Origin of the sequence: Micromonospora chokoriensis, assembly GCF_900091505.1 — a bacterium.
Taxonomy (GTDB): domain Bacteria; phylum Actinomycetota; class Actinomycetes; order Mycobacteriales; family Micromonosporaceae; genus Micromonospora; species Micromonospora chokoriensis.
The window spans coordinates 6,563,410-6,589,535 of sequence record NZ_LT607409.1 but is presented as its reverse complement, the minus strand read 5'-3'; the positions used below and the strand labels follow the sequence as shown (position 1 = coordinate 6,589,535).

Sequence of the window (26,126 nt, the reverse complement as noted above, 5' to 3'; positions counted from 1 at the left end):
CGACCGGCGGTGGGGTTCGTGTTGCGACGCGCGGACACGACCCGGAAAAGCGGGGTTCTGCCCGGCCCCACCGTTACCGTGACTCTATGGCGGGCCGTACCTCTCAGGCGAGCCGGCGGCGCGGCGCGTCGCCGCGCGGTGGCACCAACAGTCGTGCCCGTCAGCCGGCGAAGAAGACCCGGGCGCCGGTCCGGCGTCGTACCGCGCCGGCCCGGCCCGGCCCGGCCGTCTACGTGGGCCGCGCGGTCGGCGCACTGTGGATGGGTCTCGCACACGGCATGGGTTGGGCGGTGCGGGCCGCCGGTCGACAGGCCGCCTCGGCCCGTGACCTCGACCCGGAGCACCGCCGCGACGGCGCCGGGCTGCTGCTGTTCGGGCTCGCCCTGCTCTCCGCCGTGGCGCTCTGGTTCTCCGGAGCGGGCCCGGTGGGCGCACGACTGGCCGACTCGATCCGGTTGTTCCTGGGCGCGATCTCGGTGGTCGTTCCGGTGCTTCTCATGATCGGCGCGTGGCGGCTGATGCGTCAGCCGGCCGACCCGGAGCACCGGGGTCGCGGGCTGATCGGGTGGGGCTCGCTGCTGGTGTCGACCGCCGCGCTGCTCCAGATCGGTCAGGACCCGGTGGACACCGTGCAGCGGGACTACGCCGGAGGCCTGGTCGGCGCCGGTGTGGGCGGGGTGCTGGAGCGGGCGGTCACCGCCTGGGTCGCCGTACCCCTGCTGGTCCTGTTGTTGCTCTTCGGCCTGCTCGTGGTCACCGCGACGCCGATCAACAAGATCCCGGAGCGGCTGGGTCTGCTCGCCGGAGGGCTGGTCGCCGCCCCGGAGGCGGCCGAGGAGGCCGAGGAGGCGGCGCGGCCCGCGCGCAAGCGGCCGGCGAAGCGGATGCCCCCGCCGATCGACCCGGACGACTTCGAGGACCTGGACGGCGCGGACCTCCAGGAGACCGTGGTGCTGCCGCGCAGGTCGCCGGCGAAGGTGCCGGCGAGCCGCAAGCCGCCGGTCGAGCCGCCGGAGCACTCGCCCGCGCCGACCCGCGCCGAGCAGCTCGCGTTGACCGGGCTGGCCGGCGACTACACCCTCCCGCCGGCGAACATGCTCAGCAGCGGCGCGGCGCCCAAGACCCGCAGCAAGGCCAACGACGAGGTGATCGCCGCGCTGACCGGCGTGTTCGACCAGTTCGACGTGGACGCCGCCGTCACCGGTTTCACCCGGGGCCCGACCGTCACCCGCTACGAGGTGGAGCTGGGTCACGGCGTCAAGGTCGAACGCATCACGCAGCTGTCCCGCAACATCGCGTACGCGGTGAAGTCGCCGGACGTGCGGATCCTCAGCCCGATCCCGGGCAAGAGCGCGGTCGGTGTGGAGATCCCGAACACCGACCCGGAGAACGTCGCCCTCGGTGACGTGCTGCGCTCCCGGGCGGCGACCAGCGACCACCACCCGATGGTGGTGGCGCTCGGCAAGGACATCGAGGGTGGCTACGTGGTGGCCAACCTCGCCAAGATGCCGCACATCCTGATCGCCGGCGCCACCGGCGCGGGCAAGTCGAGCTGCCTCAACACCCTGCTGGTGTCGATCCTCACCCGGGCGACCCCGGACGAGGTGCGGCTGCTGCTGATCGACCCGAAGCGGGTCGAGATGACCGGCTACGAGGGGATCCCGCACCTGGTCACCCCGATCGTGACCAACGCGAAGAAGGCGGCCGACTCGCTGGACTGGGTGGTCCGCGAGATGGACATGCGCTACGACGACCTCGCCGCCAACGGCGTCCGGCACATCGACGACTTCAACCGGAAGGTCCGCAACGGCGAGATCAAGGCCCCGCCGGGCAGCGAACGGGAGATGCGCCCGTACCCGTACCTGCTGGTGATCGTGGACGAGTTGGCCGACCTGATGATGGTGGCCCCGCGCGATGTGGAGGACTCGGTCGTCCGGATCACCCAGCTGGCCCGGGCCGCCGGCATCCACCTGGTCCTGGCCACCCAGCGTCCCTCGGTCGACGTGGTGACCGGTCTGATCAAGGCGAACGTGCCGTCCCGGTTGGCGTTCGCCACGTCCTCGCTCGCGGACTCGCGGGTCATCCTCGACCAGCCGGGCGCGGAGAAGCTGCTCGGTCGGGGTGACGGGCTCTTCCTGCCGATGGGGGCCTCGAAGCCGGTCCGCATCCAGGGCGCCTGGGTCACCGAGCGCGAGATCGCCGACGTGGTGAAGTTCTGCAAGGACCAGCGTGAGCCGGAGTTCCGCCCGGACGTGCTGACCCCGGCCCAGGACACCAAGAAGAAGATCGACGAGGACATCGGCGACGACCTGGACCTGCTGGTGCAGGCGGTGGAGCTGGTGGTCACCTCGCAGTTCGGCTCGACCTCGATGCTCCAGCGCAAGCTGCGGGTCGGTTTCGCGAAGGCGGGCCGCCTGATGGACCTGATGGAGACCCGCGGCGTGGTCGGGCCGTCCGAGGGGTCGAAGGCACGGGACGTGCTGGTCAAGCCCGACGAGCTGGACGAGGTCCTGGTCGGCCTCCGCGGCGACGGGGACTGACCTCCGGTCGATCCCGGACACGCGACGGGCCCGCCGGTATCCGGCGGGCCCGTGTCGGAGCGTGGTCAGTTGCTGATCAGGGCACCGATGATCACCAGGCTGATGATCGCGGCGACGACGCTTGCCGCGGCGGCGTACCAGCCCAGCGGCTTGTCGCCGAGCACGGCGCCGACGACGCCGGCGATGACGCCGAGCACGCCGAAGATGACCGGGTTGAGCAGCAGGGCGAGGACCGCGAAGACGAAGCCCACGATGGTGAGGATGCGGGCGGCGTTGCTGCGGGGGCGGGCGGTGCTGGACATCTCGGCCATGTCGTCCTCCGGGTGAGAGCCTGTCGTGACGAATCGATCACTACCCACAATGGGGAGTTGCCACGCCTGTTTCCTCAGTGGAAGACCTTCAGGCCGATCACGCCCGCGACCACCAGCAGCAGGCAGAGGATCCGGGGCAGGCTCGCCGACTCGCCGAGCGCCAGCATGCCGATCAGGGCGGTGCCGACCGCGCCGATGCCGACCCAGACCGCGTAGCCGGTGCCGACCGGGATCTCCCGGAGCGCGTACGCCAGCCCGGCCATGCTCAGAACCAGGGTCAGAACGAAGATCACGGACGGGACCAACCGGCTGAGGCCGGCGCTGCGGTCCAGGGCGACCGCCCAGGCCGTCTCCAACATTCCCGAGAGCACGAGTACGAGCCAGGCCATCGTTCACCTCACGGTAGTGCCCGGGGCTGCCGCGCCGGGACGAGTCGGGTCTGCATCTCACGCGGGGCGTCTTGGCCTGACCGGGTACGCCCACCACTCGTCCGGAGCGGCCACGGGCATCCGGGGCCACCGCTGCCGACGCTAGCACCGGCGTCCGGGGGCAGGTGGTGACGACCACCACCACGTGTTGACCTGCACCTGACTTCAACTTGCAGGATGGCAATCATGACCCTGCTCTACGCCGACCCCGAGGTCGCCGCCGCCCTGGACGCCGCCACCACGGTCGACGCCATGCGCGCCGCCCTCCTGGCCGCGTACGAGGGACGTCTGATCGCCCCGCCCCGGACCGCCGCCCCGCTGGACGGTGGGCGGATGGTGCTCACCGCCGGGCACCTGGTCGGCGAGTGGTACGGCTTCCGCTCGTACGACACCTTCGGCTACCCGCAGGGGGAGCAGTTGGTGGTGCTGCACGACGGCCGAACCGGGGCGGTGCGGGCGGTGGCGGTGGGCGAAGAGCTGGGTTCCCGCCGTACCGGAGGGCTGGGGGGTGTCGCGATCGACGCGCTGGCCCGCCCGGACGCGGCCAGCCTCGGGGTGATCGGCTCCGGCCGGCAGGCCTGGACGCAGGTGTGGGCCGCCGCCGCGGTCCGCCCGTTGCGGGAGGTCGTCGTGCACAGCCGCTCCGCCGCACGGCGGGACGCCTTCGCCGCCCGGGTCCGCGCCGAGCTGGGTGTGCCGGCCCGCGCGGTGACCAGCCCGGGATCGGCAGTGGCCGGGCGGGACGTGGTGGTGCTCGCGACCACCAGCCCGACCCCGGTGCTCCGCGCCGCCGACCTCAGCCCCGGCACCCACGTCAACGCGGTCGGCTTCAAGCAGCTCGACCGCAGCGAGTTCGGCACCGACCTGCTGGACGTCGCGGACCTGCTGGTCACCGACTCGCCGACCCAGGCGGCGGACTACCAGCCGCCGATGCTCGCGGCCACACCTCCGTACGCCGGGCGGTTGGGTGACCTGGGCGGCATCCTGGCCGGCGTGGCCCCGGGCCGGACCACCGCGGACCAGGTCTCGGTCTTCTGCTCCACCGGCCTGGCCGGGACCGAGGTCTTCCTGCTCGACGCGCTGACCCGGGTGGCCGCCGCAGCGCGTTGACCGACACCGCTGGCGGTGATCGGCGGACCTGCCCAGTGACCGAGCACACCGACGTGGGTAGCGGTCCCGGCCGCCCGCGTGCGTGGGCCGCCCCGACCGGCCCGGTACCCTCGGATGGTGTCTGCCACCGCTCCTTCTCCTTCCGACGACGCCGAGGGCCGCCGCGTCGCCCTGCTGACCCTCGGCTGTGCCCGCAACGAGGTCGACTCGGAGGAGCTGGCCGCCCGGCTGCACGCCGACGGCTGGCAGGTGAGCACCGACGGCGAGGGCGCCGACGTGGTGGTCGTCAACACCTGCGGTTTCGTGGAGAAGGCCAAGCAGGATTCCATCCAGACCCTGCTCGCCGCCGCCGGCACCGGCGCCAAGGTCGTCGCGGCCGGCTGCATGGCCGAGCGGTACGGCCGGGAGCTCGCCGACAGCCTGCCCGAGGCCCAGGCGGTGTTGAGCTTCGACGACTACCCGGACATCGCCGCCCGGCTGAACGCTGTCGTCGCCGGTGAGCAGGTCACCGCACACACCCCCCGGGACCGGCGTGAGCTGCTGCCGTTGACCCCGGTGAAGCGGCGCGACAGCGCGGTGTCCCTGCCCGGACACGGCACCGTCACCCGCACGGCCGTCGACACCGACGAGCACACCCCGGCGCACCTGCGGCAGGTGCTGCGCCGCCGGCTGGACACCGGCCCGGTGGCCTCGCTGAAGCTCGCCAGCGGCTGTGACCGGCGGTGCGCCTTCTGTGCCATCCCCGCCTTCCGTGGGGCGTTCGTGTCGCGTACGCCGGACGAGCTGCTCGCCGAGGCGGAGTGGCTGGCCAAGACCGGCGTACGCGAGCTGGTGCTGGTCAGCGAGAACTCCACCTCGTACGGCAAGGACCTGGGCGACCCGCGGGCGCTGGAGAAGCTGCTGCCGCAGCTCGCCGCGGTGAGCGGCATCGTCCGGGTGCGGGCGAGCTACCTCCAGCCGGCCGAGACCCGCCCCGGGCTGGTCGAGGCGATCGCCAACACCCCGGGTGTGGCCGCGTACTTCGACCTGTCGTTCCAGCACTCCAGCGAGCCGGTGCTGCGCCGGATGCGGCGTTTCGGCTCCACCGACCGGTTTCTGGAGCTTTTGGCGACCGCGCGTGCGCTGGCCCCGGACGCGGGTGCCCGGAGCAACTTCATCGTCGGCTTCCCCGGTGAGACCCGCGCCGACGTCGACGAGCTGGTGCGGTTCCTGACCGAGGCCCGGCTCGACGCGATCGGCGTGTTCGACTACAGCGACGAGGACGGCACCGAGGCCGCCGGGCTGCCCGGCAAGGTCTCCGCCGCGACGATCAAGCGGCGGTACGACCGGCTCAGCGCGCTCGCCGACGAGCTGTGCTCGCAGCGGGCCGAGGACCGGCTCGGCTCGACCGTCGAGGTGCTCGTCGACTCGATCACGGACGGCGTGGTGGAGGGGCGGGCGGCGCACCAGGCGCCGGAGGTCGACGGTTCGACCACCCTGGTCGCGCCGGCTGACGGCGGGGTCGACCTGGCCGCGCTTCGTCCCGGTGATCTGGTGCGCGCGACGGTGACCGGCACCGAAGGGGTGGACCTGCTCGCCGTGCCGGATGAGATGATCTCGGCGGCGCCCGGCGCGGCACGGTGACGGCGGGCCCGAGCGGAGCGGGGGAGCCACGTGGTGCGGTGCCGGCAACGCCGCGGCAGCCGAAGCGGAGTGCCGAGGTGACCGGGGCGACGGAGTCGACGCCCGGCCCGGCGGTGGCGGCCGTGGTGCCCGTCCTCAACGCGGCCAACGCGCTGACCGCCCTGCGGCTGGTCCTCGTACCGGTCTTCGCCGCGTCGGTGATCGTTTCCGGGATGACCCACGTGGGCTGGCGGATGGCGGCCTGCCTGATCTTCGCGGTGGCCTCGGCGACGGACCTGGTGGACGGCTGGATCGCCCGCCGCTTCGGGCTGGTCACCTCGGTCGGCAAGGTGGCCGACCCGATCGCCGACAAGGCGCTCACCGGAGCGGCCCTGGTGCTGCTCTCCTGGTACGACCAACTGCCCTGGTGGGTGACCGCGGTGATCCTGGTTCGCGAGCTGGGCATCACCGGGCTGCGGTTCTGGGTGATCCGGCACGGCGTGATTGCCGCCAGCCGGGGCGGCAAGCTCAAGACGGCGCTCCAGATCCTCGCCATCGCGTGGTACCTCTGGCCGATGCCGGCCGCCCTCGCCGCCGTCGGCCCGTGGATCATGGGCGCCGCCGTCCTGGTCACTGTCGCCACCGGCTTCGACTACATCGCCCAGGCGCTCCGCCTCCGTCGCCCTCGCTGACCCGCACCCCTGCGGGCCGGCGTGTCGGGAGGTCAACCCCATGATCGACGCGTCCGGGCCGGCAGGGTTGGGGACCGGTCGGTGGGGAAGGATTGGTGCGTGGCAACGGACGGGTCGACGCGGCGGGACGCTGGTTTCGGACACCATGAGGTCGGTGTCTCGGACGACGCGGTGGCGGGCAGCGCGGCGGCAGCGGTGGTGCACCGGCTGGCGCAGCGGCACGAGACCCTGGCCACCGTCGAATCGCTCACCGGCGGTCTGCTGGCCGCCTCGATCGTGGACGTCGCCGGGGTGAGCGCGATCTACCGGGGTGGGCTCGTGGTCTACGCCACCGACCTGAAGGACAGCCTGGCTGGCGTACCCGCCGACCTGCTGTCCGAGCGGGGACCGGTGGACCCGGACGTGGCGGCGGCGTTGGCCGAGGGTGGGCGCGAGCGCTGCGGCGCGGACTGGGGGGTCGCCACCACCGGCGTCGCCGGCCCGGAACCGCAGGACGGCAAACCGGTCGGTCTGGTCTACGTGGCGGTCGCCGGGGCCAACGGCGCGGAGGTCCGTCACCTCGACCTCGACGGCGGCCGGGAACACGTCCGCGTGACAGCGGTGATCGAGGCGCTGCGGCTGCTCGCCGAGCGGATCTACGACGTCGACGCCCAGGAGGCACTCCCGGGCGCCCCGACCGCCGACCCCGACACCCCAGAAGTCGTACCCCCGCCGGAAACCTCGCGGACCCCGACCGGGACCCCTCCGGGCAGGGCGGGGACGACCGGCGCCGGCCACCGGTGAGCCCCGTGCCGACGAACTGACGGGCGGGGCGGGATGTCGCCCGGGCTCGCAACGGGTACGGTTGCGGGAAGGCTCCGACGTTCGGGGTCGGCGCGGTTCCACCGCGACCGGCTGCCAGCGGCGAGCGCGAGGTATCCCTCAGGGGGAGGTGCGATGATCCTGCTACGCCGGGTGATCGGTGACGCACTGCGAGCGCGCCGTCAGGGGCAGCAGCGCACGCTGCGTGAGGTCTCCACCGCCGCCAACGTCAGCCTCGGCTACCTCTCCGAGATCGAGCGGGGGCACAAGGAGCCGTCCAGCGAGCTGCTCGCCGCGATCTGCGACGCCCTCGGCGCCCGCCTGTCCGAGCTGCTGCGCGAGGTGAGCGACACAGTGGCGCTCGCCGAGCAGATGCCGGGTGTGCTGGTCTCGATGCAGGAGGAGCCGGCCGACGGCGCCGCGGCCGCCAAGAGCACCAGCCGGGGCGTCCGCCAGGTCACCTCCGACGGCAAGGTCGCCGTGTCGGTCCGCCAGGATTCGCCGCTCAAGGCCACGCTGCGCAGCGCGCGCGTGCGCCCGACCGAGCGCGACCGCGACGTGGTCTGCGCGGCCTGACCCCATCCTTCCGGTTCGACCGTGGGCGGGTTGGCCCCGGCCGCGTAGGGTGGCCGGCAGGAGCTGCCGGTGCAGTCGACCAACGGTAAGGGTGCCCTCGTTGGCGTTCGACTGGGACGATGGAGACCGGCCGGTCGTGGTCGGCCTGTCCGACCCGACCGTGGTGGAGCGACGCGACTGAGGGGATACCGCGGAGATGGCGAACCCGTTCGTCAAGGGTTGGAACTATCTGATGGCGCTCTTCGGTGCCAAGATCGACGAGCACGCCGACCCCAAGGTGCAGATCCAGCAGGCCATCGAGGATGCCCAGCGGCAGCACCAGGCGCTGGTCCAGCAGGCCGCCGCGGTGATCGGCAACCAGCGTCAGCTGGAGATGAAGCTCTCCCGGCAGATGTCCGAGGTCGAGCGGCTCCAGGGCAACGCCCGACAGGCCCTCGTGCTGTCCGACCAGGCCCGGGCCAAGGGTGACGAGGCCGAGGCGACCCGGTTCGAGCAGTCGGCACAGACCCTGGCCACTCAGCTGGTCTCCGCCGAGCAGGCCACCGAGGACCTGAAGACCCTGCACGACCAGGCGTTGGGTGCCGCAGCCCAGGCCCGCCGGGCGGTCGAGAACAACTCGATGATCCTCCAGCAGAAGCTCGCCGAGCGCACCAAGCTGCTCAGCCAGCTGGAGCAGGCCAAGATGCAGGAGTCGGTGGCCCGTTCGCTGGAGTCGATGTCGTCGCTGACCGCGCCCACCAACACCCCGTCGCTGGACGAGGTGCGCGACCGCATCGAGCGGCGCTACGCCAACGCGATGGGTCGCGCCGAGCTGGCCGGCAACTCCGTCGAAGGACGGATGCTGGAGATTCAGAAGGCCACCATCGACTCGGCGGGTTCCGCGAGACTGGAGCAGATCCGGTCCAGCATGGCGGGGGAGCAGCTCGGCGGCGCGTCGCAGCGACCGGCAGTGCCGCAGGCCGAGAAGGCCGGCCCGGCCAACGATCCGGCGGCCGCCGCCCGGCTGGACGAGCTGCGCGCCAGCATGGCTCGCGAGCGGGGCACCGGCGATCCGACCGCCGCCGGCTGAACGAGCGGACCGAGGGGGTCAGGGTGGCAGACGAGCGGACGCGTTACTTCCGGAGGCTGGGTCGGCTGCGCCGGTCCGCCCGACGATGGAGTGTGCTGGCCGGCGGGCTCAGTGGTGCCGCGGCGGTGCTGACCCCGTACGCCGGCCTCGGTCTGCCCGACGCGGCCTGGGCCGGCGCCGCGGGCAGCGCGGTGGCGCTCGCCGCCTGGCGGTGGATCGACGTGCGTGCCCTGGCCGCCCAGCCGGCACCCCCCGCGCTCGACCCGGCCGAGGCCGCGGCCCGGTCGCGGGCCCGGTTGGTCGCCGCCGTCGAGCGGCTGCCCGTCGGCCCGGGTGTGCTGGCCGAGGTTCGCCGGGTCCGCTCCCGGATCGCCCTACGCGGCACCAGCGCGGGCGAGCAGTGGGCCCGCCTGGACCGGGCAGCCCTCACCCTGGCCGGGATGGCTCCCCGGCTCACCGGGCTGGCCGAGCCCGCGGTGCAGGAGGCCGCCGCCGCCGACGATTCTTTGCGCGACCTGGCGTCCCGGGTGGCCAGTGTCGAACGAGCGCTGCGGCTGGCCCCGGCCGACGCGCGGGCACCGCTGGCCGAGGCGCACGCCGTGCTGACCGCCCAACTGGAGAGCGGGGTCGCCGCCTACGAACGGTTGGTGGTCGCCGCCGCCGGTTACCTGGCCGAGGATGCCCGCCCGGACACCGCCCACCCGGCCGCCGACCGGCTCACCGAGGCGACCGACCTGCTGCACGGTGTTGCCGGCGCGCTCGCCGAGCTGCGTGCCGTCGGCACACCACTGCGCGCGCCCACCCACTGAACCGGGCCGCGCCGGGCCGTCACGGTGGGGTCGTGACCACCACCGGGCCGGTGTACGGCGAGCTGCCCACGACGTTGAACGACCGGATCCGGTAGTGGTAGGTCACGCCCCGGGCCAGGCCGGTGTTGGTGAAACCCCTACCGGTCACCGTGAAGGTGGCGACCTCCCGGTCGAACGCCGGGTCGAGGGCCCGCTGCACGATGAACCCGGACCCCTGCCCGGTGGGTGTGCTCGCCGCCCAGGCCAGGATCACCGTCGCGGTGTCCGGGCCGGGCGCGTTGGCGGTGGCGCTCACCCCGGTGGGGGTGCCCGGCGCTGGTGGCGAGGTCACCGTGGCGACCGTCGACCAGGCCGAGGCGGCGCCCAGGTAGGTGGTCCGCACCCGGTAGTAGTACGTGGTGTCCGGCGCGACGGTGACGTCCAGGTGGTTGTCGGCGACCCCGATGGCCGTGGTGCCCGGGCCGCTGGTGAACGTGGGGTTGGTCGCCCGCTGCACGTCGATGCCGGTGGCGAACGAGCGGTTCGACCAGCGCAGCGCCACCCGCAGCGGTGCGGCCGGCGGGAGCGCCGCGACCAGGCCGCTCGGGGCGGCCAGGTGCACCGAGGCGGGTACCCCGTTCGACCAGGACGAGTAGCCGACGGTGTTCTCCGCCCGGATCCGGTAGTGGTACGTGACGCCGGGGGTGACCGTCGCGTCGGTGTACCGGGTGGCGGTGGCCGCGACGGTGATCGTGGTGACCTCGCCGCCGAACGTCGCGTCGGTGGCCCGTTGCAGCAGGTGGCTGGTCGCTGGTGGACGCCCGCCGTTGCCGGTCCAGGCCAGGGCGATCGCGGGTAGCGCGGTGGCCGAGCCGGACACCGGCGTGGCGGTCAGCCCGGTCGGTGCCTTCGGCGCCACCCGCAGCACCAGTGGCCGGGTCATTCCCCCGTCGCGGTGGCCGGCGAGCCGGCTGTGCCAGCGGTACTCCCAGCCCAGGTTGACCAGTTGGTTGACCACGGTGGCGGGTCGCCCGTCCGTGGGGCTGACCGGCGTCGACCCGGTACGGGCACCGGCCGGGCGACAGTGGTCGAGCAGGCGGACGCTGTCACCCAGCTTGAACGGCAGCGCCGGGGCGACCGGACGCAACGCCACCACGACGTCCTCCCGGGGGTTGACCCGGACGGTGTCCTTCCAGCCCAGCTCGTTGCCGTGCGGTGGCCGCACCGTGCCGTCCCAGCCGACCCGGTTGACCACCTGCACGTCGCAGCCACCGAAGTGCAGCGGCTCGGTCTGCCGGACGTTGCCACTGATCCGCCAGAATTGGGTGCCGTCGCCCGGCGCGCCCACCGGCACGGCGGGGTCGGTGGCGAAGAGCACCTCGGTGACCGGGTCGGTGGGGCCCAGCGGCAGCGTCGTCGGGTTGAGCGGCCCGGCGTGCGGGTGCCCGACGCCGAGCCGACCGGCCAGCCGGCCATGGTCCGGCTCGAACACCTGCTGCGCGGCCTTGGCCGTGATCGGCAGGGTGACCGGGCCGGCGCTGCCCGTCGGGGTGAACGTCACGGTGCTGGCGTGCACCGGCACCGTCGTCTCCGACCCGGTACGCGTGCCGAACGCCGCGTCGTAGGCCGGCTGCGGCACGATCGGCGGGCGCTGGCTGGCCGCGTACGCCACTGGTAGCCGCTCGCGCAGCCGCTGCAGGTCGTACGGCTGCGCCGGCTCCCCACTCACCCGGAACTGGAGCAGGGTCCGGGTGTTCGGGCCGTACCCCGGCTCGGTGGGGGGCGGGCCACCCTCGGCGGTGCGGTCCGGCGCGTCGGTGTGCTGGTCGTAGCGGGGGTCGTAGCCGGGCAGCGGCGCCGGCGCGTCGTTGTAGAGGATCAGGGTGCTGCCCGGCGGTACGGCGGAGAAGTCGACGAGCACGTCGGCCCGCTCGCCCGGGGCGAGCAGCAGGGTGTGCCCGTCGACGTTGAGCACTGTCGGGTCGAGCCGGTCGTACCGGTAGCCGATCGGTCGGTTCGGCAGCACCACCGGCGCGGGCAGCAGCCCGGCCTCGTTCCCGATCTGGACGAACTCGGGCCCGGCCGCGCGGGGGTCGGGCACCCCGCCGTCGCGTCCGTCGGTCGGCCAGCCCGGCGGACGGTCCGCCGCCCGTACGGCGGGCACCATCGGCACCTCACCGGCGTCCGCGTCGGCCAGCGCGCCGTCGGCCGTCCACATCTCCCCGTCGGAGCGGGCGCGGTAGAGCTGGAGGTTCAGGTTGCGGTCCAGGCAGGCGTTGAGGATCCGGAACCGGTACGCGCGCGGTAGCACCTCCAGGTACGGGTAGGCGACGCCGTTGACGAGCGGGGTGTCGCCGTACGCCTCGGGGACCGCGGAGGGGTGCGGCAGGTCGGGGCTCAGTGGTGGCTCGTCCGGCGCGTCGACCGGGTCGTGGTGGGGGTTCGGGGCCCAGCCGTCGGTGTGGACGCTGTCCGGTGTGGGGTTGTGCGACCAGGGGCCGTAGTCCCACCGGCCGGTCGGGTTGCGTCCGCCGGACCGGTACGGGTTCTGCCGGGGCTGGTACACGTGTGGGTGCCAGAGGCTGCCCCGGGCGCCCCAGCGTTCCCGGTCCCAGGTCGGGTCCTCGGCGGCGAGTTGGGTGTCGTCCGGCACGAACGTCTTGTCCTCGATCACCAGGGGGAGCTGGTCGGCCGGGAGCACCCCGTCGGCGACGAGCTCATCCTCGGCCGGGTCGGTGAGCAGGTAGAGGGCGAGCTGCCCACCGTAGACGGTGAGCCGGGCCAGGCCGGCGGTGTTGTCGTGCCACCACAGCAGCCGGCCGCTCTGGTCGTTCGGGTAGTAGAGCGTCGTGGCACCCGCTCCCGGTGCCGGCATGTCCGGCACGTGGGTCACGCCGACCCCGGTGGGGTACGGGGTGATCTCCCCGGCCGGGGTGATCCACTGCCCGGGGTTGCCGGCGCTGGTCCAGCCGGTCCGCGCCCCGGCCAGGTGCAGCACGGCCCGGTTCTGCGGGTACGGCGCCGGTCCGTCCAGCGGGCCGAGACCGGCGCCGGCGATGGTGTCGTCCACCGGCAGGAACAGCTCGCCGGCCCGGCCGGTGGGGAGCTGGTTGATGAACTTGACCCGGACGGGTCGGCCCCGGCGGGCGAGGATCATCGGGCCGAGGTGCCACGGCCGGTCGGGGGGTGCCACCGTGTTGTGGCCCGTCGCGTCGGTGCCCAGGTTCAGCTGCCGGTAGCCGCGCAGCCGGGTGGCCGGCAGGTCCCGGTGCAGCCGCTGCGCGTACTCCTGCAGGCCGATCTCGTAGTAGTCGCAGCCCGGATAGCTGATCGTGTCCGGCGCCGCCACCGGCAGGTGGCTGCCGAGGTCGGTGCGGCAGTGCCGGCCCGGAGCGGGCAGCGGGTCGACGAACTTGCGCAGCCCGGTGCCGGGCACCACCCGTCCGTCGGGATCACGCTTCGGCCGGGGGCTGTGGGCGAAGTTGGGCACCGGGCCGAAGCATCGTGGCACCACGGCCGGGTCCAGGCTCGGGGCCGGAGCGGTCTCCTCGGCGGTACGCGCGGCGGGCACGGACACCGTCCGGCCGCTGGCGGTGTCGCCCGTGTCGCGGGTCGTCCGCTCGAAGAAGGTGGAGCGGAGTCTGCGGAACATCGCCATGACTCTCCCCGGGGTCGGGGCACGACGTCCGCCACCCCGACGTGGCGGACCTCGGCACTCTGCTGACGGTCGGTGAGGGTTCAACCGCAGCATGCGACTCCGGCGACCGGATAGGAATTACCCAATCGTCCGTTTCTGGGAGAACGTCGCGCTGGTCAGCCCGGAGTGGGTGGGCCGGGGCGTTCGGGTTGGCACACCGGGCACCAGTAGGTGACCCGGTCGCCCAGCTCCTCCTTGCGGATCGCGGTGCCGCAGCGGCGGCAGGGCTGGGCGCGGCGACCGTACACGTAGCTGGTCTGCCCCCGGTGCAACGAGCCGGTGCTGCTCTGCGTCCACCGGCCACGGTTGGCGGCGAGCAGCCGCTGCGCCAGGGTCACCATGCCGGGCAGGTCCGGCACCGCGTCGACCGGCGTCCAGGGCGACACACCCCGCAGGAACAGCACCTCGCACTTGTAGAGGTTGCCCACCCCGGCCAGGTTGCGTTGGTCGAGCAGCGCCTCGCCGATGGTCTGCTCCGGGTGGTCGGCGAGCCGGCGGACGGCCTCGGCCGGATCCCAGTCCGGGCCGAGCAGATCGGGCCCGAGGTGACCGACCAGCCCGTCCTCCTCGGCGGTCGGCACCAGGGCCATCTCGTGCAGGTGGTAGCCGACCGCGACGGCACCGGGGCTGCGCAGCACCACCCGGATCAGGTGCGCGGGCCGCCCGTTCCAGCGTTCCCCCGGCGCGTACGCCCGCCAGGCGCCGTCCATCCTGAGATGTGAGTGCAGGGTCCAGGGAGCCTCGTCGGGGGCGCTGAGGCGCAGCAGCAGGTGCTTGCCCCGGCTGGCCGACTCGCGCACGGTCCAGCCGCTGAGGTCGGTGGTCGCGAGCTGCGGCACACGGAAGTCACTGCTGGTGATCCGCGCACCGGCGAGCGCGCGGTGCAGCACGCGGGCGGTGTTCCAGACGGTGTCTCCTTCGGGCACCCTGCCATCCTCCCTCTTTCGAGCAGAATTCGCATGTGTCGCTATTTGTACTCAGGTTCCTCATGATCTCCCGACATGCGAAGGTCAAGGGGTTCTGAGGAGAATGCCCATGACGCGACCTCGTTGTCGTATCCCGTCCGCCGCCCTCGTCGCCACGTCCGCCCTCCTGCTCACCGCCGCGCTCCTACCCACCGTCGGCGGCGTCGCCGACGCCGCACCCCACAGTCCGCTCGTCCTCGCCGCCGCCCCGAGCGGCGAACAGTGGCACGCCGACCTCTCCGTCGTGGACCGCGACGACGTCAACGTCCGACGGACCGCCGCCGGGCTGCGGCTGCGCGAGACACGGGCCAGCGGACACCGCGCGCGAAGCCCGCACAGCGCCGTCGCCGAAGGGATGCTGCTGACCAGCTCCCGCACCCTCGCCCGGCCGGCCACCCGGGTCCGCGCCGAGATCGACGCGTCGGTCCCCACCGGCGCGACAGTCGAGGCACAGGTCCGCGGCTGGCGGACCCTCGGCTGGACGGAGTGGCAGACCGCCACCGCCGGCGCGGTCTTCGACAGATCGGTCACCCGGGTGCAGACCCGGGTGGTGCTCACCGCGACCAACGACGGTGCCACCGCGACCGTACGCGGCGTGCGGCTCACCGCCGACGCGACAACCGCCGTGTCCGCCGCCACACCCGGCCGCACCTACCGGGTGTACGCCACCCGCGTCGGACTGGTCGGCGAGGTGACCGCCAACGGCCGTACCGTGCAACCCCGCGACCACTTCGTGGCGCTGCCGTCGCGGCGCGGCCTGTCCCCGCTCAACACCGGCGACTACACGGTGCGGGTCTGCACGACCAACGGCGCCCGCTGCGAGTACGCGCCGGTCTGGGACGTCGGGCCGTGGAACACCCGCGACGACTACTGGAACCCCTCATCCGTACGGGAGAACTGGAAGGACCTGCCGCAGGGCCGGCCCGAGGCGCAGGCCGCGTACCAGTCCGGTTACAACGGTGGGCGGGACCAGTTCGGGCGGACCGTGCTCAACCCGGCCGGCATCGACCTCGCCGACGGCACCTTCTGGGACGGCCTCCAGCTGACCACCAACGCCTGGGTGGACGTCGCCTACCTGTGGACCGGTGGCGGACCGAGGGGCGTGGTCGGTGGCGGCCCGCTCAACATCCGCTCCGGGGCCGGCACCTCGTACGCCGTGCGGGGCCTCGCCGCCCGGCTGGCCCACGTGCCGATCCAGTGCTACGTCACCGGACAGTCGGTGGCCGGGCCCTACCGCACCACCACCCGCTGGAACCGCCTGGCGACCGGGCAGTACGTCAGCCACGCCTACATCTCCAGCGTGTACGGCGGCAGCGTGCCGGTCTGCTGAGCCGCGCACCGCCCCGTCGGGTGTGGAGTCAGGGGCGCTCGTCGGGGCGGGCCTGCCGCACCATGTCCTGGTAGCGCGGGTGGCTGGCGCCGTAGACGGCGTAGTTGAGTCGGGCGTGCGAAAGGCTCAGGTCGCCGTTCGGGCCGCCCCGGACCGCGTCGGCGTCGGCGTCGGTCTGGCCGTCGTCGGTCCAGAAGCAGACCGGGCAGGTCCCCCCGCCGGTCCGTGAGGCGCAGCAGGGACAACCCACGGGAACCACTTGTTCACCCACCGGGGCAGCATTCCACAGTCGAATATCAGCGGGAAACCCGCAGGACGTCACCCGGGGCCACCCGGAGGAGGTCCACCGCCCTCCCGCCGTTGACCGCGACCGCCACCAGATCAGCCGAGTCGACGTACACCACCAGACCATCGGCCGGGGCGTCGGCGAAGGTCCGGCCCCGCACGGCCGGTCGGGACGGCTCCGCACCGGGCGGCCCGACCCGCAGCGTCGCCGGAAGCGGGTCGAGCAGGCGCGCTGGTGCGGCCAACTGGACATTGCCGAAATGGTCCACAGTCGACACCTCGGCGGTGAAGCCCTCGTCGTCCACGGTCAACGTCGGCGTCGGCAGCCGGACCAGGTCCGCCGGATCGACCGGGGGACCCGCCTCGGCCAGCGGCGCGCCGAGGGCCAGCCGGGCCGCCGCCGGCGCGAAGACGTCCCGCCCGTGGAACGTGCGGGACACCTGATCGGCCAGCCAGCGCGGCTCGGTCAGCTGCACCGCGGCGGTCACCCCGCCGAGAGCGGCGGCGGCATCCGGCAGCAGTCCGTTGTCGGGGCCGACCAGCAACCCACCGGGGGTGGCCAGCGCGACTCCCCGTCGGGCGGTACCCACCCCCGGGTCGACCACCGCCACGTGCACGCCGACGGGCAGGTGCGGCACCGTCTGCGCCAGCACCGCCGCGCCCCGACGGACGTCCGCCGGTGGCACCAGATGGGTCACGTCGATGACCCGGACGGCCGGCGCGAGCCGGGCGATCACCCCGTGGCAGGCGGCCACGAAGCCGTCGGTGAGACCGTAGTCGGTGGTCAGGGAGATCCAGGGCGTGGCGGACATGCCCGCAGGCTAACCCCGAGCGACGACACGTCGTTCCCGGACGGCCGACGGTGGTCGACCGGTGGCTGGCGGAAACGGGACAGCGCGGTGACCGACCGGCCCCTCGCGCCGTCCGGCGCGGTTGTGCAGACTGCGTTGGTGACACTTCGGAGCCTGCCCGCCGTCGGAGCCCTGCTGGTCGTCGTCGCCGTCACCGCTGGTTGCAGCGGTGACGGCGACGCGGGCCCGTCGAGCGCGGCCCCCAGCGTCTCGTCCTTCTCGGCCCCGGCGGCCACCGGTCTCCCGGGTGCGCCGACTCCCTCGGCTGCCCCGCCCAGCACCGACGGGGTCGCACCGCCGCCGGCCCCAGGATCCGGCGCGCCGTCCCTCCCGCCGCAGGGGCCCACGCAGCGCCGTCCGGCCAGCCCGCCGCCGGTGGTGCTGCCGCAGCGGCCGGCCGGGGCCCCGGGTGCCACGCAGGTGGTCAGCGCGTTCAGGGCCGCGGGCCTGAAGGTGCCGCACCCGAGGGACCGCTCGGTCGACTGCGGACCGGACGGGCTGGGCCTGGGCTGCTCCGAGATCGTCGCCACCGACGCCGTCACGGTGTACGTGTTCCCCGACGAGACCAGCGCCAGCGACATCGCCGAGACCTGGGGCGGTCAGTCGTACCGACGGGGCACTGTGGTGCTCAACTACCTGGCGGCGAAGACCCCGGCCGCCGACCGTCTGCGCTACGAGAAGGTGCTCAACGGCCTCGGCTGAGCGTGGTCAGCCGCGCAGGCGCAGACCACGGGGGGTGGCCCGGAAACCGGCGGCGGTCAGCGCGTCGCGCAGCGGTGAGGAGTGCACCGCCTCGCCGTCGGCCCGCTCCACCGACATCGCGCCCAACGCGCCCGAGTGGACGGCATCGGCGAGCGCCTTGCCGGCCGCGGCGAGCGCGTCGGCGTCGTCGCTGAAGGAGAGCAGCGTCCGGCCGCCACGTTCCACGTAGAGGACGAGGTCACCGCCGACCTGCACCACCAGCGCACCGGCCTTGCGGCCGGCCCGGTGCCCGGTCGCCGGGGCGGCCCCGTCGCCGGAGTCGAGCACCCGGTCCGGCCAGGGAAGCGCCGCGCCGTACGGGTTGGCGGGGTCGGTGGCGGCGAGCACGCTGGCCGGTGCGCCCCGGCCCCGTGCGCCGTCGGTGGGGTCGGCCAACGCGCGGAGCCGGTCCACCGCGCCCGGCACCGCGAACTGCGCCGCGCCCAGCCCTTCGACGAAGTAACCCCGGCGGGCCGCGCCACGCTCCTCCAGGGCCGACAGCACCGGGTAGACCGCCGAGAAACCGCCGACCACCTGCTCGGCCATCACCGCGCCTCGGGTGACCACCCCGTGTCGTTCCAACAGGACGTCGGCGAGCGCGGCGGCCCGTCGGGTGGGGTCGACGTCCCGCTCCGGCAGGCGAGACCACCGACCGGCGACGGTCGGCGGGCCACTCCGGCTGGGCAGTGCCACCCGACCCGGACGCCGGTAACGGGTGCGTGGCGCGGACGGCCGCGAGCGGTGCGCACCGCCCGCGCCGAGCACTGCGCGCAGCGGGGCGAGGGTGTCGTTGGTGAGGTGCCCGGCCCAGACCAGGTCCCAGATCACCGTGGTCAGCGCGGCGTCGTCGGTCGACCCGACCCGGTCGGCCAACGCCCGGAAGAACAGCGCCTGCCCGTCGCCGAGCGCGTCGAGCACCGCGTCGTGCAACGGGGTACGGGTCAACGCCTCGTCCGGCGGCGGGAGCAGCAGCGGTGCGGCATCCGCGTACGCGAGGGTCACCCAGCCGTCACCCCCGGAGATCGCGCCGGAACCCGCCCACAGCACCTCCCCGCTGGCGCACAGCTCGTCGAGCTGGGCGGGGGAGTAGTCGGCGACCCGACCGGGCAGCACCAGCCGCTCCAGGGCGGACGCCGGCACCGCCGCGCCCTGCAACTGCTCCACCGTCGCGGCGAGCGCCTCCACACCTCGGCCGGAGGAGCCGACCTGCTGCCAGCGGGGCAGGAAGGTGGCGAGCGCCCGGGGCGGCACCGGCTCGATCTCCCGGCGCAGCGCCGCGAGCGAGCGGCGGCGCAGCATCCGCAGCACCTCGGCGTCGCACCACTGGGCACCGGCCGAGTCCGGGGTGAACTCCCCGGAGACCACCCGTCCGGTCGCGCCGAGCCGGCGTAACGCCTGCTCGACGACGAACACGCCGAGCCCGAAGCGGGCTGCGCAACTGGCTGCCGCGAAGGGCCCGTGGGTGCGGGCGTAGCGGGCCACCAGGTCGCCGAGCGGATCGGCCACCGGGGCGAGGTACGCCTCGGCCACCCCGACCGGCAACGCCACGCCGAGGGCGTCGCGCAGCCGGGCGGCGTCCTCGACGCCCACCCAGCGCTGCTCAGCGGCGATCCGGACGCGCAGCACCCGGCGGGTCGCCTCCAGCTCGGTCAGCCAGGCCTCCGGCACCCCCCGCTCGGTCAACTCGGCATCGCTCAGGTCACCGAGAACCCGCAGCAGCTCGACGACGTCCTCGGCGTCGCGGGGGCGGCGTTGCTCGGTCAGCCACCGCAGCTGCCGATCGGTCTCGGTGAGCACCGCCGGGTCGAGCAGCTCGCGCAGGTCGACCCTGCCGAGCAGCTCGCCGAGGAGCGTGGAGTCCAGGGCGAGCGCGGCGGCGCGACGCTCGGCGAGTGGCGCGTCGCCCTCGTAGAGGAACGCGCCGACGTAACCGAAGAGCAGCGACCGGGCGAACGGGGACGGCGCGCTGGTCTCGACCTCGACCAGCCGCACCTTGCGGTTGGCCAGGTCACGCATCAGCCCGGCCAGCGCGGGCTGGTCGAAGACGTCCTGGAGGCACTCCCGAGCGGCCTCCAGGGTGACCGGGAAGTCAGCGTACTCGCGGGCGACGTCGAGCAGTTGGGCGGCGCGTTGTCGCTGCTGCCAGAGCGGTTGGCGGCGGCGCGGGTCGCGGCGGGGCAGCAGCAGCGACCGGGCGGCGCACTCCCGGAAACGGGCGGCGAAGAGCGCCGAGGTGCCGACCGACTCCTCGACGAGCTGGGCGATCTCGTCCGGCTCGAAGACCACCACGTCGGCGCCGGGTGGCTCGTCGGCGGTGTCCGGTAGGCGCACCACGATGCCGTCGTCGGAGGGCATCACCTGGGCGTCCACCCCGTACCGCTCGGCCAGCCGACGGCCGACGGCGAGCGCCCAGGGGCCGTTGACCCGGGCGCCGAGGACACTGTGCACGGCGAGCCGCCAGTCGCCCAGCTCGTCGCGGAACCGTTCGACCACGATCGTCCGGTCGTCGGGCAGCGAGCGGGTGGCCTCGCGCTGGTCGCGCAGGTAGGCCATCAGGTTGCCGGCGGCCCAGTCGTCCAGGCCGCCCTCGCGCAGCGCGGCCAGCGCCGCCTCGTCGCTCTGCCGCAGCAGGGTGCGCACCCGGGCGCCGATGGCCCGGCCCAGCTCCACCGGTCGGCCCAGCTGGTCGCCCTTCCAGAACGGCATCCGCGCGGCCTGACCGGGGGCGGGCGAGACCAGCACCCGGTCCGGCGTGATCTCCTCGATGCGCCAGGAGGAGGAGCCGAGCAGGAAGACGTCGCCGACCCGCGACTCGTAGACCATCTCCTCGTCCAGCTCACCGACGCGGGCGGCCCGCTCCGCGCCGGCCAGGAAGACCCCGAACAGGCCCCGGTCCGGGATGGTGCCGCCGCTGGTGACCGCGAGTCGCTGCGCGCCGGGGCGGCCGGTGAGCAGGTCGGTGGCCCGGTCCCACACCAGTCGGGGACGGAGCTCGGCGAACGCGGTGGACGGGTAGCGGCCGGAGAGCATGTCCAGAACGGCGTGCAACGCGGAGTCGGGCAGCTCGGCGAAGGGCGCGGCCCGGCGGACCAGCACGGCCAGGTCGCCGAGCGGCCACGGCTCCAACGCCACCATCGCGACGATCTGCTGGGCCAGCACGTCCAGGGGGTTGCGCGGGTAGTGCAGCTCCTCGATCGCGCCGTCGGTCATCCGCTCGGCGACCACCGCGCAGGACAGCAGGTCGCCGCGGTGCTTCGGGAAGACCACCCCACGGGAGACCGCCCCCACCTGGTGCCCGGCCCGGCCGACCCGTTGCAGACCGGCGGCCACGCTCGGTGGCGCCTCGATCTGCACCACCAGGTCGACCGCGCCCATGTCGATGCCCAGCTCCAGGCTGGAGGTGGCCACCACCGCCGGCAACTGGCCGGACTTGAGCGCCTCCTCGATGTGCTTGCGCTCCTCGCGGGAGACGCTGCCGTGGTGGGCGCGGGCGATCACCGGCGCCGCGCCGGTGGCCTCGCCGGACTGGGCCGTCACCTCGGCCGGTGGCCGGTTGCGCACCGGGCCCGCGGGCCCACCCCACCGCTGCGCCCCGGACGCCGGGTCGCGGTCGACCGCCAGGTCGTCGTCGGCCGACAACCCTTTCGGTACGCCGTTCGCGCCCTCGGTCGCCTCTTCGGCGGCCAGCTCGTTGAGCCGGGCGCAGAGGCGCTCGGCGCTGCGGCGGGAGTTGGTGAAGACGATTGTCGAGCGGTGCTGCCCGATGAGGGTGAAGACCCGTTCCTCGACGGCCGGCCAGATCGAGGCGCGCCGTGGCCCGGGGCCGCCGAGGTCGTCCTCCGGTGGCTGCTCCTGCTCGTCGAGGCGGGTCATGTCCTCCACCGGGACCTGGACGCTGACCTCGATGGTCTTCGGGGTGGCCGGCTGCACCACGTCGACCGGGCGGGCACCGCCGAGGAACTGCGCGCAGGCGTCGATCGGCCGGACGGTGGCGGAGAGGCCGATGCGTTGCGCCGGGGCGGGCAGCAGCTCGTCGAGGCGTTCGAGGGAGAGAGCGAGGTGGGCGCCACGTTTGCTGCCGGCCACCGCGTGCACCTCGTCGACGATCACCGTCTGGACGCCGCGCAGCGAGTCGCGGGCCGCGGACGTGAGCAGCAGGAACAGCGACTCGGGTGTGGTGATGAGGATGTCCGGTGGGGTGCGGGCGAAGGCCCGTCGCTCGTCGGCCGGTGTGTCGCCGGTGCGCATGCCGACGGTGATGTCGGGTGGCGCGACCCCCAGCCGGGTGGCCGCCTGGCGGATGCCGGCGAGGGGTGCGCGCAGGTTGCGCTCCACGTCGACGGCGAGGGCCTTGAGCGGGCTCACGTAGAGCACGCGGCACCGCTGGCGTGCCTCGGCCGGCGCTGGCTCACGGGACAGTCGGTCCAGTGACCAGAGGAAGGCCGCGAGCGTCTTGCCCGAGCCGGTGGGTGCCACCACGAGGGCGTTGCGGCCGGCGGCGATCGACCGCCAGGCGCCGGTCTGGGCGGCGGTGGGCGCGGCGAAGGCGGCGTCGAACCAGGCGCGGGTCGCCGCGCCGAACCCGGCCAGCACCGCGCCGGTGTCTGCGTCTGCCCCGGTCACCGGTCCATCGTGCCCCGCCGGTACGACATCCACGAGCGAGCCGACGCGGAATGTGCCCGACAAAAGCAAAAAGCGTGGAACGTGCGCTTAATACGTTAAGTCTCACTTAACTGCTTGCTTCTGAGGAGCAACATAAAGTAACTTCACTCGCAACGCGAACCGGGGTGAGGGGATTTGATGGCCGGCGAGCAGCGCACCGTCGAACCGGGCACCGACGTGCTGATTCGCAAGGTTGACAGTCATCTTGCCGCCCTCCGTGGCGGTCTGCACGGCCCCGAGCTCGAGCTCGCCGAACGCCTCGCCCGCTGTCTGCGGGAGTTGGTCCGCTGCACCGCCCAGGCGAGCGCCGCCGATCGCGGCCAGGTCCGCGTCGCCGTCCACTACTTCGTGTTGCGTCGCGAGAGCCGTGGCCGACTGCTCTCGGTGCGGTCGTTGGCGGTCGCCGAGCGGGTCGTCGACCGGGTCGCCCGCCAACTCGGCCGCCTGGATCTGCTGGCCGACCTGCACCGCGACCGCCCCACCCCGGACGACACCAACCCCCTCAACAACGCCCTCCTGCACTAACCCCACCCCACCCCCAGTCGGGGTCGATCATGGAGTTGTGGTGGGTGACAAAAGCGTCTTTGCCCTGCAAAGCGGGCACCACAACTCCATGATCGACGCGGCTGGGCCGCACTGTGGGACGCCGTTCAGCACGGCCTCGGGCCGGGGGTCCGGTCGGTGGACTGCGGACTAATTCCGGCAAAACCGCCCGAAGGGCGATGAACTGGCGTCTGATCGCTGCTAGGCGCCACCGCTGCACGGGCGTCGGCCACCTCGATCGGGAGCGCAGGTGCTGGTACTGCTCGTCCTCCACCTCGCGGCGGCTCTCGCCGCACCGCTGCTCGTCCGGTGGTGGGGTTCCAGCGCCTGCTACCCGCTGGCGCTGGCGCCGGCCGCCGCGTTCTGCTGGGCGGTCGCGCGCACCCCGGACGTCGCCGACGGCGGGGCGGTGGTCGAGACGTACCCGTGGATCCAGCAGTTGGGTCTGGACATCGCGCTACGGCTCACCACGCTGTCCTGGCTGATGACACTGCTGATCGGCGGCGTCGGCGCGCTGGTCCTGGTCTACAGCGCCCGCTACTTCAGCACCGGCTCCACCGGGATGGCGCAGTTCGCCGGGGTCCTGGTGGCCTTCGCCGGCGCGATGCTCGTCCTGGTGTTCGCCGACGACCTGCTGCTGCTCTACGTCGGTTGGGAGCTGACCACGATCTTCTCGTACCTGCTGATCGGGCACAGCACCGAACGGCGTTCCAGCAGGTGGGCGGCGGCGCAGGCGTTGACGGTCACCACGCTGGGCGGGCTCGCCATGCTGGTCGGGTTCATCATGCTGGGTGAGCACGCCGGCACGTACCGGTGGTCGGAGATCACCTCCCACGCGCTGCCCGGCGGCGGGTACCTGGTCGGGGCCGTGCTGCTGATCCTGACCGGTGCGCTGTCCAAGTCGGCGGTGCTGCCGTTCAACTCGTGGCTGCCGGTCGCGATGGCGGCCCCCACGCCGGTCAGCGCCTACCTGCACGCCGCCGCGATGGTCAAGGGCGGCGTCTACCTGGTGGGGTTGCTCGCGCCGGTGCTCGCCACGGTCGGCCCGTGGCGGCCGGTGGTGCAGGTCGCCGGCGTGGCGACGATGCTCGTCGGCGGTTGGGCGGCGCTGCGGCAGACCGATCTGAAGCTGCTGCTGGCGTACGGGACGGTCAGCCAGCTCGGTCTGCTGATCGCGGTCACCGGGTCGGGTACCCCGGACGCGGCCCTGGCCGGCGTGGCGATGCTGCTGGCGCACGCGCTGTTCAAGGCGGCGCTGTTCCTGGTCGTCGGCATCATCGACCACGGCGCCGGCACCCGTGACCTGCGCGAGTTGACCGGGCTGCGGCGCTGGTCCCGGCCGCTGTTCGTGGTGGCGGTGCTGGCCGCGGCATCGATGGCCGGTGTGCCGCCGCTGGTCGGCTTCGTGTCCAAGGAGGCCGTGTTCGCGGCGTTCACCGATCAGCCGGTGCTCCTCACCGGTCTGGTGGCCGGGACGGTGCTCACCGTCGCGTACAGCGCACGCTTCCTCTGGGGCGCGTTCGCCGACCGCCCGGGTGTGGAGCCGGTCCGACCGGGACGGGTCGCCGCGTCGATGCTGGTACCGCCGGCGGTGCTCGCCGGGACAGGTCTGCTCGCCGGTCCGGCCGCGAGCGTGCTGGACGACCTGCTGCGTCCGTACGCCGATCTGCTCGGTGGGGTGCACGCGCACCTGGCGCTCTGGTCCGGGCCGACGCCGGCGCTCGGTCTGTCGGTGGTGGCGCTCGTCGGCGGTGGCCTGCTCTTCGCCCTGCGCGGGCCGTTCGCCCCCGTGCTGGCGCGGCTGCGCGCGCCGGTGGGCGGCAACCAGGGGTACGAGTGGATCGTGGGTCGGTTCGACCGGCTGGCCATCGAGGTCACCGGCGCGACCCAGCGGGGTTCCCTGCCCCAGTATCTGGGCGTCATCCTGGTCTCCCTCGTGTTGGTGCCCGGCACGGCGATGCTCTTCGCCGGCCCGTGGCGGGCGCGGCTCCCGCTCTGGGACAGCCCGCTGCAACCGGTGGTCGTCGTGGTGATCGCGGTCGCCGCGGTGCTGGCGGTCGGCGCCCGTCGCCGCCTGACCGCGATGCTGCTGGTGGGGATGACCGGCTACGGCACCGCGATGCTGTTCGTGCTGCACGGGGCACCCGACCTGGCGCTCACCCAGTTCCTGGTGGAGACCGCGACGATAGCGGTCTTCGTGCTGGTGCTGCGTCGGCTGCCGGAGCGGTTCTCGGCCCGCCCGCTGCGCCGTACCCGTTGGGTCCGCCGGTTGATCGGGGTGGCGGTGGGTGTGGTGGCCGCCGGGCTGGCCCTCATGGCCGCCGGTGCCCGCCGGGCACCGAACATCTCCGCCGTCTTCCCGGACCTGTCGGTCATTCATGGGTACGGCCGCAACGTGGTCAACGTGACCCTGGTCGACATCCGGGCCTGGGACACCATGGGGGAGTTGGCGGTGCTGGTGGTGGCCGCGACCGGGGTGGCCAGCCTGATCTTCGAACGGTCCCGCACCGGGCCGCGTCCGCGCCGTCCGGAGTCGGACCAGCGGCTGAGCGAGTCCGGCCGGTCGGTGTGGCTGCGCGGTGGCCCCACCCTCTACGAGGAGCGCCGCTCCATCGTGTTGGAGGTGGTCATCCGGCTGATCTTCCACACCGTTGTGCTGTTCTCCCTCTTCCTGCTCTTCTCCGGGCACAACGCGCCGGGCGGTGGTTTCGCCGGTGGTCTGGTGGCGGGTCTCGCCCTGGTGGTGCGGTATCTGGCGGGTGGCCGGTACGAGTTGACCGAGGCTGCTCCGATCGGCGCCGGCCCGATCCTCGGTGCCGGGCTGGCCGTGTCGGCGGGCAGTGGGGTGGTGGCGTTGCTGGCCGGTGGCGCGGTGCTGGAGAGCGCCAGGCTCGACCAGACCCTGCCGCTGGTCGGCGACACCCACCTGGTGACGTCTCTCTTCTTCGACATCGGCGTGTACCTGGTCGTGATCGGGTTGGTGCTGGACATCCTTCGCAGCCTCGGCGCGGAGGTGGACCGGCACATCGAGGCCACCGGGGAGGCGACCGGTGGCCTGGCCGTCGACAAGGGGGACCGGCCGTGAGCGCGAGGAGTGAGCCGGTGTTGCGAGCCCCGCAGTCGCGAACAGGAGGG

The 26,126-nt window shown here is 73.6% G+C and carries 19 protein-coding genes and 1 riboswitch; of the genes, 12 read left to right on the top strand and 7 right to left on the bottom strand.

Annotated elements, in window-relative coordinates; all coding sequences use genetic code 11:
- Nucleotides 1-86 precede the first annotated feature (86 nt).
- Complete coding sequence (locus GA0070612_RS29840) at nt 87-2,540, top strand: DNA translocase FtsK (protein WP_088990944.1); 2,454 nt, start codon at nt 87-89, stop codon at nt 2,538-2,540.
- Nucleotides 2,541-2,605: 65 nt separating this feature from the next.
- Here GA0070612_RS29840 and GA0070612_RS29835 read toward each other — a convergent pair whose 3' ends face one another.
- Both GA0070612_RS29835 and GA0070612_RS29830 read right to left on the bottom strand, forming a co-directional pair.
- Entirely contained in the window at nt 2,606-2,851 is a 246-nt protein-coding gene (locus tag GA0070612_RS29835; RefSeq protein WP_088990943.1) for a hypothetical protein, read from the bottom strand.
- A gap of 74 nt (nt 2,852-2,925) precedes the next feature.
- Nucleotides 2,926-3,240: a DMT family transporter gene (locus GA0070612_RS29830; protein WP_088990942.1), complete on the bottom strand. Its 315-nt coding sequence runs from the start codon at nt 3,238-3,240 to the stop codon at nt 2,926-2,928.
- A 60-nt stretch (nt 3,241-3,300) separates the two neighbouring features.
- Nucleotides 3,301-3,373, bottom strand: a riboswitch (guanidine-III (ykkC-III) riboswitch).
- A gap of 92 nt (nt 3,374-3,465) precedes the next feature.
- Between GA0070612_RS29830 and GA0070612_RS29825 the strand changes: the two genes are divergently transcribed.
- The 7 genes from GA0070612_RS29825 to pspM all read left to right on the top strand — a co-directional run bounded on the left by GA0070612_RS29825 (nt 3,466) and on the right by pspM (nt 9,938).
- Nucleotides 3,466-4,389 (top strand): ornithine cyclodeaminase family protein, encoded by a 924-nt coding sequence (locus tag GA0070612_RS29825; protein WP_088990941.1) that lies wholly within the window; start codon nt 3,466-3,468, stop codon nt 4,387-4,389.
- Nucleotides 4,390-4,503: 114 nt separating this feature from the next.
- Nucleotides 4,504-6,012, top strand: a complete 1,509-nt coding sequence (rimO, locus tag GA0070612_RS29820) for a 30S ribosomal protein S12 methylthiotransferase RimO (protein ID WP_088990940.1) — start codon at nt 4,504-4,506, stop codon at nt 6,010-6,012.
- Nucleotides 6,013-6,089: 77 nt separating this feature from the next.
- Nucleotides 6,090-6,683 (top strand): CDP-diacylglycerol--glycerol-3-phosphate 3-phosphatidyltransferase, encoded by a 594-nt coding sequence (gene pgsA, locus GA0070612_RS29815; protein ID WP_088990939.1) that lies wholly within the window; start codon nt 6,090-6,092, stop codon nt 6,681-6,683.
- 99 nt (nt 6,684-6,782) lie between these two features.
- Nucleotides 6,783-7,466 carry a CinA family protein gene (locus GA0070612_RS29810; RefSeq protein WP_408630523.1) on the top strand — a complete coding sequence of 228 codons (684 nt, stop codon included), beginning with the start codon at nt 6,783-6,785 and terminating at the stop codon, nt 7,464-7,466.
- 153 nt (nt 7,467-7,619) lie between these two features.
- Entirely contained in the window at nt 7,620-8,060 is a 441-nt protein-coding gene (locus tag GA0070612_RS29805; protein WP_088990938.1) for a helix-turn-helix domain-containing protein, read from the top strand.
- A 196-nt stretch (nt 8,061-8,256) separates the two neighbouring features.
- Nucleotides 8,257-9,129 carry a PspA/IM30 family protein gene (locus GA0070612_RS29800; RefSeq protein ID WP_088990937.1) on the top strand — a complete coding sequence of 291 codons (873 nt, stop codon included), beginning with the start codon at nt 8,257-8,259 and terminating at the stop codon, nt 9,127-9,129.
- A 23-nt stretch (nt 9,130-9,152) separates the two neighbouring features.
- Nucleotides 9,153-9,938, top strand: coding sequence for a phage shock envelope stress response protein PspM (gene pspM / locus GA0070612_RS29795; protein WP_088990936.1), 786 nt, complete (start codon nt 9,153-9,155; stop codon nt 9,936-9,938).
- A gap of 19 nt (nt 9,939-9,957) precedes the next feature.
- On the opposite strand, the gene GA0070612_RS29790 is transcribed toward pspM, so the two are convergent.
- Nucleotides 9,958-13,575, bottom strand: a complete 3,618-nt coding sequence (locus GA0070612_RS29790) for a multicopper oxidase domain-containing protein (RefSeq protein WP_088990935.1) — start codon at nt 13,573-13,575, stop codon at nt 9,958-9,960.
- A 155-nt stretch (nt 13,576-13,730) separates the two neighbouring features.
- On the bottom strand, nt 13,731-14,540 hold the full coding sequence (locus GA0070612_RS29785; RefSeq protein ID WP_088990934.1) for a DNA-formamidopyrimidine glycosylase family protein: 810 nt from the start codon (nt 14,538-14,540) through the stop codon (nt 13,731-13,733).
- A gap of 109 nt (nt 14,541-14,649) precedes the next feature.
- Here GA0070612_RS29785 and GA0070612_RS29780 point away from each other — a divergent pair, with 109 nt between their 5' ends.
- Entirely contained in the window at nt 14,650-15,909 is a 1,260-nt protein-coding gene (locus GA0070612_RS29780; protein WP_088990933.1) for a hypothetical protein, read from the top strand.
- A 28-nt stretch (nt 15,910-15,937) separates the two neighbouring features.
- Here GA0070612_RS29780 and GA0070612_RS29775 read toward each other — a convergent pair whose 3' ends face one another.
- Nucleotides 15,938-16,180 carry a CPCC family cysteine-rich protein gene (locus GA0070612_RS29775; protein ID WP_088946738.1) on the bottom strand — a complete coding sequence of 81 codons (243 nt, stop codon included), beginning with the start codon at nt 16,178-16,180 and terminating at the stop codon, nt 15,938-15,940.
- Between the two features lie 25 nt (nt 16,181-16,205).
- Nucleotides 16,206-17,006 (bottom strand): SAM hydrolase/SAM-dependent halogenase family protein, encoded by an 801-nt coding sequence (locus tag GA0070612_RS29770; RefSeq protein ID WP_088990932.1) that lies wholly within the window; start codon nt 17,004-17,006, stop codon nt 16,206-16,208.
- A gap of 138 nt (nt 17,007-17,144) precedes the next feature.
- Between GA0070612_RS29770 and GA0070612_RS29765 the strand changes: the two genes are divergently transcribed.
- The gene (locus GA0070612_RS29765; protein WP_157742642.1) at nt 17,145-17,747 is read left to right on the top strand and encodes a hypothetical protein; all 603 of its coding nucleotides are present in this window, start codon (nt 17,145-17,147) and stop codon (nt 17,745-17,747) included.
- A 6-nt stretch (nt 17,748-17,753) separates the two neighbouring features.
- Here the strand turns inward: GA0070612_RS29765 and GA0070612_RS29760 are convergent, their stop codons facing one another.
- The gene (locus tag GA0070612_RS29760) at nt 17,754-22,442 is read right to left on the bottom strand and encodes an ATP-dependent helicase (protein ID WP_408630522.1); all 4,689 of its coding nucleotides are present in this window, start codon (nt 22,440-22,442) and stop codon (nt 17,754-17,756) included.
- Between the two features lie 144 nt (nt 22,443-22,586).
- Between GA0070612_RS29760 and GA0070612_RS29755 the strand changes: the two genes are divergently transcribed.
- Together GA0070612_RS29755 and GA0070612_RS29750 are read left to right on the top strand one after the other, a co-directional pair.
- Entirely contained in the window at nt 22,587-22,973 is a 387-nt protein-coding gene (locus GA0070612_RS29755) for a hypothetical protein (protein WP_088990929.1), read from the top strand.
- 268 nt (nt 22,974-23,241) lie between these two features.
- On the top strand, nt 23,242-26,076 hold the full coding sequence (locus GA0070612_RS29750; protein ID WP_088990928.1) for a Na+/H+ antiporter subunit A: 2,835 nt from the start codon (nt 23,242-23,244) through the stop codon (nt 26,074-26,076).
- Nucleotides 26,077-26,126: the final 50 nt, after the last annotated feature.